At 74.6% G+C, this 2226-nt stretch carries 2 protein-coding genes; one reads left to right on the top strand and one right to left on the bottom strand.

The annotated features are described in order from the left end of the window. Nucleotides 1-59: 59 nt before the first annotated feature. On the top strand, nt 60-1160 hold the full coding sequence (locus AB0K09_RS32745; protein ID WP_366069032.1) for an RNA polymerase sigma factor: 1101 nt from the start codon (nt 60-62) through the stop codon (nt 1158-1160). 6 nt (nt 1161-1166) lie between these two features. On the opposite strand, the gene AB0K09_RS32740 is transcribed toward AB0K09_RS32745, so the two are convergent. Beyond that, the coding region (locus AB0K09_RS32740) for an FGGY-family carbohydrate kinase (protein WP_366069031.1) at nt 1167-2226 on the bottom strand (1060 nt) is incomplete at its 5' end.

Below are 2226 nucleotides of genomic sequence, written 5' to 3'. Positions count from 1 at the left end.
ACGCCGCCCAGGGTCGGGCCGACGACGGTGGTGACGCCGAAGACCGCGCCCAGCGCGCCCTGGTCGGGGCGGCGGTGGCGCAGCGGGATGAATTCGGCGATCTGGGCCCTGGCGGGGCCCGGCGGGCCGCGGCCGGCGCGGCCGGGGCCACCGGCACCGCGACCCCGGAACCGGCCGAACCGGCTGAACCGGCCGAATCCGCCGACCCCCCTGAACCGGTCGAACCGGTCGTGCGCGCCGACACCGGCGGCCCCTCTTCCGACCTCTTCCGCCAGTACCTCCGCGAGATCGGCCGGATCCCGCTGCTCACCGCGGCCGAGGAGGTCGAGCTGGCCCGCCGGGTCGAGGCGGGCCTGTTCGCGGAGGAGAAGCTGCTCAACACCCCCGACCTCGACACCCGGCTCGCCCTCGACCTCGATCAGCTGGTGGTCCTCGGCCGGATGGCCAAACGCCGTCTGATCGAGGCGAACCTGCGGCTCGTCGTGTCCGTCGCCAAGCGCTACATCGGCCGCGGGCTGACCATGCTCGACCTGGTCCAGGAGGGAAACCTGGGGCTGATCAGGGCGGTCGAGAAGTTCGACTACGCGCGTGGCTACAAGTTCTCGACCTACGCGACGTGGTGGATCCGCCAGGCGATGTCCCGGGCGCTGGCCGACCAGGCCCGCACGATAAGGGTCCCGGTGCATGTGGTGGAGCTGATCAACCGCGTGGTGCGGGTGCAGCGCCGGATGCTCCAGGAGCGCGGCTACGAGCCCAGCGCCGAGGAGGTCGCGGTCCAGCTCGACCTGTCGCAGGAGCGGGTCAGTGAGGTGCTGCGGCTGGCCCAGGAGCCGGTGTCGCTGCACGCGCCCGTCGGCGAGGAGGAGGACGTCGCCCTCGGCGACCTCATCGAGGACGGCGACGCGGCCTCCCCCGTCGAATCGGCCGCCTTCCTGCTGCTGCGCGAGCACCTGGAGGCCGTGCTGTCCACGCTCGGGGAGCGCGAGCGCAAGGTCGTCCAGCTGCGCTACGGGCTGGTCGACGGCCGCCCGCGCACCCTGGAGGAGATCGGCCGGATCTTCGGGGTCACCCGCGAACGGATCCGGCAGATCGAGTCCAAGACCCTCAACAAGCTCCGCGACCACGCCTTCGCGGACCAGCTGCGCGGCTATCTGGACTGAGGCGCGTCAGGAGGGCGGCGCGAACGCGCCGGGGTGGGTCTGCTCGCGGACGGTGACGAACTGCTGCCGGGCCGCCTGCCCGGCCGCCAGCTCCTCCCCCGGTTCCAGGACCTGCCCGGCGACGGACGGCCAGTGCGGGGGCGTGTGCGGCGCCAGGACGCCCTGGTGCACGCCCAGTGCCCAGGCCGCCTGCCGCGCCGCGCCCAGCGCCGCGTAGTCGGCGGGCTGCGGCACGACGACCTGCGCGCCGAACAGCGAGGGCGCCAGCGCCTGCACGGCCGGCAGCTCGGCCGCCGCACCCAGCAGGAACACCCGGCGCACCTCGACTCCGCGTCCGCGCAGGACGTCCAGCGCGTCCGTGAGCCCGCACAGCATGCCCTCGAACGCCGCCCGCGCCAGGTGCTCGGGCTTCATGCTCTCCCGGCGCAGCCCGGTCAGGGTGCCGGCGGCCTGCGGCAGGTGCGGGGTGCGCTCGCCCTCCAGGTACGGCAGCAGCACCAGCCCGCAGGCGCCCGGCGTGGAGCGCAGGGCCAGCTCGGAGAGGCCGGGCAGATCGGTGCCGAGCAGTTCGGCCGTACCGCGCAGGACGCGCCCCGCGTTGAGCGTGTGCACGACGGGCAGATGCATGCCGGTCGCGTCGGCGAAGGACGTGATGGTCCCGCTCGGGTCGCTGAGCGCCGTGTGGTGCACGGCGAAGACCGAGCCGGAGGCGCCCAGCGAGATCACCGCGTCGCCGGGGCCGACGCCCAGCCCGAAGGCCGCGGCCATCGTCTCGCCCGTGCCCGCGGAGATCAGCAGGCCCTCGGGGGTGTGCCCGGCGGGCTCGGCCGGCCCGAGGACGTCGGGGACCGCCGCCTGCCGGCCCAGCGCCAGCTCGAGGAGGTCCGGCCGCCAGGCGCCGGTCGCCGCCGACCAGAAGCCGGTCCCGGAGGCGTCCCCCCGGTCCGTGGTGCGCCGCGCGGGGCGGCCGAGCCGCCGAACGCGCCGAAGTAGCCGGACGCGTTCGGCACCAGACCCTCGGGGTCGGGAACGAAGAATTCGGAGGACACGGACGTATCTCCTCGAT

This window comes from Streptomyces sp. NPDC049577 (genome assembly GCF_040675635.1).
Taxonomy (GTDB): domain Bacteria; phylum Actinomycetota; class Actinomycetes; order Streptomycetales; family Streptomycetaceae; genus Streptomyces.
This window is presented reverse-complemented; position numbering and strand designations above follow the sequence as displayed.